The sequence below is a fragment of the Mixta sp. genome (assembly GCF_024610815.1).
GTDB lineage: Bacteria > Pseudomonadota > Gammaproteobacteria > Enterobacterales > Enterobacteriaceae > Mixta > Mixta calida.
This window is the reverse complement of the sequence record NZ_JANION010000244.1, coordinates 1-5,440: the sequence shown is the minus strand read 5'-3', so window position 1 is coordinate 5,440 and position 5,440 is coordinate 1. Positions and strand designations below refer to the sequence as shown.

Annotated in this window: 5 protein-coding genes and 1 pseudogene; 5 read left to right on the top strand and 1 reads right to left on the bottom strand. The window is 54.0% G+C overall.

Going from position 1 to position 5,440, the window contains the following annotated elements; translation table 11 throughout:
- From MYY08_RS18570 to MYY08_RS18560, 3 genes are all read left to right on the top strand, one after another.
- On the top strand, positions 1-1,336 hold a 1,336-nt coding region (locus tag MYY08_RS18570; RefSeq protein WP_288015448.1), incomplete at its 5' end, for a PTS transporter subunit EIIC.
- Between the two features lie 509 nt (positions 1,337-1,845).
- Entirely contained in the window at positions 1,846-2,055 is a 210-nt protein-coding gene (locus MYY08_RS18565) for a hypothetical protein (protein WP_038625947.1), read from the top strand.
- A 305-nt stretch (positions 2,056-2,360) separates the two neighbouring features.
- Positions 2,361-3,335: a chemotaxis protein gene (locus MYY08_RS18560; protein ID WP_038625949.1), complete on the top strand. Its 975-nt coding sequence runs from the start codon at positions 2,361-2,363 to the stop codon at positions 3,333-3,335.
- Positions 3,336-3,452: 117 nt separating this feature from the next.
- Here MYY08_RS18560 and MYY08_RS18555 read toward each other — a convergent pair whose 3' ends face one another.
- A complete protein-coding gene (locus tag MYY08_RS18555) occupies positions 3,453-4,664 on the bottom strand; it encodes a diguanylate phosphodiesterase (protein WP_084970161.1) in 1,212 nt (403 codons plus the stop codon).
- Between the two features lie 265 nt (positions 4,665-4,929).
- Between MYY08_RS18555 and MYY08_RS18550 the strand changes: the two genes are divergently transcribed.
- Positions 4,930-5,193 (top strand): DUF2534 family protein, encoded by a 264-nt coding sequence (locus tag MYY08_RS18550; RefSeq protein WP_038625951.1) that lies wholly within the window; start codon positions 4,930-4,932, stop codon positions 5,191-5,193.
- Between the two features lie 161 nt (positions 5,194-5,354).
- Positions 5,355-5,440 (top strand): annotated as a pseudogene (locus MYY08_RS18545) (IS1 family transposase); the annotation flags it as partial.

The window sequence follows — 5,440 nt, the reverse complement described above, 5'->3', positions numbered from 1 at the left end:
GCCGACCGCCGCGTTCGCCTCCGTTATCGGTTTTATCGCCATGCATGTCGGCATTAGCGCCACGCTCGCCGCGAAAGGGCTGACGGCGCAGACCACCACGCCAGAGGCGCTGCAACGGGCCGGAATGGATCAGACCGCCGCGATGATGACCTCGGCGGAATATATCCAGATGTTGGGCATCTTCACCTTCAACATGAGCGTGCTGGGCGGGGTGATTGCCGGTTTGCTGACGGTAATGCTGCATAACCGGTTTTATACCCAGCAGCTGCCGACGGCGATCAGCTTCTTCGGCGGTCGGCGCTTCGTGCCGATCGTTACCGTCGTCGTGCTGCCGCTGGTGGGCGTGCTGCTGGCGTTAATCTGGCCGACTATCGGCGCCGGCATCGCCTGGGTAGGGGAGTTTATCGGCAAAAGCGGGCAGTACGGCGCGTTTCTGCTTGGCACCTGCGAACGCCTGCTGATCCCGACCGGGCTGCATCATATTCTCAATGAAACCGTGCGCTTTACGCCGATCGGCGGCATCGCTACCGTGGATAACCAAACCATCGTCGGCGCGCTTAATATTTTCAACACCTCGCTGACCCATCCCGGCTCCATTCCCGATGAAACCGTGCGCGGCGCCACGCGCTTTCTCGCGCAGGGGAAAATTCCGGTGATGATGTTTGGCCTGCCGGCTGCAGCGCTGGCGATCTACCACACCGCGCGCCCGGAGCATAAGCAGCGCGTCAAGGCGCTGGTGCTGGCTGGCGCGCTCACCTCATTTACCACCGGCATTACCGAACCGCTGGAGTTCTGTTTTATCTTCGTCTCGCCGGTGCTGTATGTGCTGCACGCCTTGCTGACCGGCCTCTCGTTTATGCTGATGTCGGCGCTGCATCTGATGATTGGCAACGTGCAGGGCGGCGCTATCGACCTGGTGGTATTTGGCATTCTCGGCGGCGCGAAAACCCACTGGTGGTGGACGCTGGCGCTCGGTGCTGTCTACGCGCCGCTCTATTATTACGGCTTTAAATTTGTTATCAGGCGCATGAATGTGGAAACCCCAGGACGCGAATCGGAAGATCAAGAGGCGCCAGCGCAGGCGGTCAGCGCCGATGAGCGTACCCGTGTAATCATCAGCGGCCTCGGTGGTGAAGCGAACATTGAAGAGGTCGACTGCTGCTTTACACGCCTGCGCGTGCGGGTGAAAGATATGAAAGAGGTGGTAGACCAGACGTTGATGACCACCGGCGCCAACGGCGTCAACCGTGTCAGCGACCATGACGTGCAGGTTATTTATGGACCGCAGGTTGAAAAAATTGCTAACGAGGTAAAAACAGCATTGGGCGTCGTCTGAAATCGGTTCCATATTTATGCGCCATTGTCGAAAAAATGAGGCGGGGCGCGGCTTGCAGGGCGATGAGGTTTTTTTCGACGTTATGTCAGATTGACTATAGTCAGGGGTTGACCTGTACTTTAGGGGAGTAGAACCATAAATTAATTTTATAAATAATGGCGGCGTCTGCTCGGTTACGGTTCGTCCGGTTTTGTATAAAACCACCTAAATGCTGCTTGCAGTCCGAAATTTGCGTCCGTAAACGAGCAGATGGTACGCGAGTACCGCCACACCAGGGGAACCCCATACTGATATCGCTTTATTTCAGTAGCACTATAAATAAAATTAAATTTAAACAGAAGGCTACCTGAGGGTGGCCTTTTTATTTGCCCGATCGGTCAACCCGCCGAGCACCGCTGAGATATCGATTGCCGCCGGACCACGATTATCGTCTTCTCCGCTCCCGCCACAGCGCTATCCCGGGCTATCGCCTATACTTTATTAACTTACCTGAGTTAATGGAGGAACCTATGTCAGAACGCCCCGATCACAACAAGCCTTACCCGGACGATAATGAGCATCACGGTCTGCCTGAAGATGCGCCGCACGCGCCTAATCCTTATGAAGAAGATGATTTTGCCGCCAACGGCGCGCCGGATCAGGAAGGAGAAATCCCGCGTAAGCGCGATGACAGCGGTGATGATACGGGCGATCCCTACGATACCGAAGGCAAACATTAATCCTTCCCCTGTTAATGCCGATAACCCTGATCTGACCCGATCGGGGTTTTTTCGCCCTCTGTATTCACGCATTATTGCCCGTCGTTACCCGGATCTCTGCCGTTTTCTTCTCGCCAAACTGTGAGTAATAGAACAGAAAGCGCAGAGAGATAGCGCTTTGCCTCTGTATTTTTATTTTTATCTGCCGATAACTTATTAGAGCGGCAGCATAAGCATAAACGTTATCGGGCCGGAAACGGCTGAAACGCCCTACAGAAATCGCATTGTGAGCCTGAGCCAGCCACAATAATAACCCAGAGGTAAAAATGGATAACTTCCAGAAAGATATTGATGAGAGAGCGAATCTCGCCTTATCTAACAAATTCGAACTGTTATTATTCCGGCTGGGATCGTCTCCCGATAGCGAGAAAGCAGAGCTGTTTGGCATTAACGTTTTTAAACTACGCGAAATCGTGCCGATGCCGACTATCACCCGCGCGGCGGGCATGCAGTCGCCGCTGCTCGGCATGGCCAATATCCGTGAACAGATTATCCCGGTTATCGATTTGGCTGCCGTTGCCGGCTGCACGCCTACTAGCGGCCTCAATCTGCTGCTGGTGACCGAGTATGCGCGCAGCACCCAGGCGTTCGCCGTTGAGTCGGTGGACAATATCGTGCGTCTTGACTGGAGTCAGGTGCATACCGCCGAGTCGGGCGTCAGCAGCCGTAATATTACCAGCATCGCCTGCCTGGACAGCGACGGGCAGAGCAACAGTCTGGCAATGGTACTGGACGTAGAGCAGATCCTTTACGATATTATTCCTTCCGTACGCGACGCGGCGCCGAAGGAAATCCAGGAGCGCGCGTTTAAAATAAAACCGGGCGCGTCGGTGATCGTGGCGGAAGATTCAAAAGTGGCGCGTTCAATGCTGGAGCAGGGGCTGAAAACCATGGGCCTGCCGGCGATTATGCATACCACCGGTCTGGAGGCCTGGGAAAACATTAAGGCGATTGCGCTGGAAGCGCAGGCGGCGGGGCAGCCGATCAGCGACCGTATTGGGCTGGTGCTGACCGACCTGGAGATGCCGGAGATGGATGGCTTTACCCTGACGCGCAATATTAAACGCGAAGAACATCTGAAAAAAATTCCGGTAGTCATTCACTCTTCGCTTTCCGGCAGCGCGAACGAAGAGCACGTCCGTAAAGTGGGCGCTGACGGCTACGTGGCCAAGTTTGAAATCAATGAGCTGTCGGAAGCCATTCAGGCGGCGCTGGAAAAGGCGGCGGCAAGCCACGCCTGATAAGGTCAGGTTAGCGCTTTTCGATAATGCGCAGAGGCACAGACCGGCGCCAGCGCTGATCCGTTTCTGTCCATTTAACAACATCGAGATAAAGGGCGGCAGAAGCCGCCCTTTACTTTAGTTCTTCTCCGGCCAGGCGACGGCCGCAATGCCGTTCAGTTTCGGTTTGGCAAACAGCGGCCCCTGAAAGTTATAGACGCCCGCCGCTTCGAGCCACATCCACTCTTCAGGTTTCTCTACGCCTTCCGCAATCACTGAAATTTCCAGCGACGAACAGCATTTTATGATCGCCTGAACAATCGCCTGTTTAGGGCCGCTTTTATGTACGTCGTGAATGATATCGCGATCGATTTTGATCTTATTGGGCTGAACGCGCGTCAGCAGCAGCAGGCCCGCCGAGCCGGCGCCAAAATTATCGATCGCCAGGCTGATGCCCGCCGCTTTTAACTGCTTAATCGCCGTTTCGAACGCTTCCTCACGCGAAATCACTTCATTTTCGGTCAGCTCAACCGTGATTTGCTCAGGCACGAGGCCATGCGCCGCAATTTCCTCCAGTAGGAACTCAACCGCTCTGGGCACCACCACCAGCGACATCGGCAACAGGTTGATTGAAAGCGTCAGCCCATCGACGCCAAATTTTTTCGCCAGCGCGAAAGCCTGTTTCTTCGATTTCAGATCGATCTCATAAGCGGCTTCACGATCGGGCTGCGTGAGACAGGCGCGGGGAGAGCCACCCTCGGCGCTGCGCATCAGCGCTTCCAGCGAGACGATAGATCGTGAAAAAGGGTCGATAATCGGCTGAAAAGCGTAGTGCCAGGGCTGTGTATCGGAGACCGTGGTTTCTTTCGCCGGATGCGTCTCTTCGTCGATCAGGAAATCCCAGGCATCCGCTGGCGGCACTTCAAAATAGTTCTCTTTTTCCCGCGCCTCGACAAAGGTGCGGATAAAGAGTAGCGCTCTGTCGTCATAGGTCAGCTGGTATTTAGTCGTGCCTTTATCCAGCACCGCCTGTAACACCGAGGCCGGGTCATACTCTTGCAGATTAAACAGCTCCATCCCGACGTTGCCGAACCGGCGAGAAGGCGCGTAGTCGCGTAACAACTCCACCAGATTATGGTGGCGGCGATCGTTACAGATGCGCTGGTAAATGGCGAGTACGGCCTCTTCGGGACCTTCCAGAACCTGGAAAAAGTGCGTGCCGTTAAACAGCAGAATGCCGGTAACATCATAAGATTCGTTGAGCTTATTGGCTTTGCTCACCATCTCTTCCAGGATTTTTACCGGAACGTCATCACAAAGATGGCTGCGATAGATGAGAGTAGACAGCATGGCGGTTTCCTGTTCCTGGCGTTTGTGGCGCATACCTTACCAGAAGAGATGATAGCGTTGTCCAGCACAACGTAATAATTAACTTTGTAATTATTTTGTTGACAATTAAGTAGGCGCGAAGGGGAGAGGCTGTGAAAGCGCCAAAGGGTGGCTGACAGTACGATGGCGGCGTTTCCTTAACGGCAAAAAAAGCGTCGGGGCGGGTAATAAAACGTCATTAATGGTAAAGTAGCGCGCAGCGATAATCTCTCACAGGAGAAAAGATGTGATACGCGAGAAATTAAAACGGCCTGAAGGTAAAAAGTTTTTGCTCTCCATTTCCGCTGTATTTTGCGTGGCGTTAGCGATCCTTATTCGCGCCACTATCGGCGGCGTCATCGAAGAGTACAACCTGCCGCTCTCGGAGTGGTCAATGCAGATGTATCTGTTACAGGGTGCGATGGTTATCGTCTATACCCTGGTGCTAACCCTTATCTTCTCTCTGCCGCTGGGATTCTACTTTTTCGGTGAGAAATCGAATCATCAGTAAATGGCTAATCACGAAAGGCGCGTCCTGTGATAAAGCGCGCCTGACATTTACCGCTAAAAGCAGGTCTGCCTGACCCGCTGACCTGGCAAACCTCTCCTGGCTGCTCGGTGATGCTGCCAACTTACTGATTTAGTGTATGATGGTGTTTTTGAGGTGCTCCAGTGGCTTCTGTTTCTATCACCTGTCCTCCTGTTCAGCTACTGACGGGGTGGTGCGTAACGGCAAAAGCACTGCCGGACATCAGCGC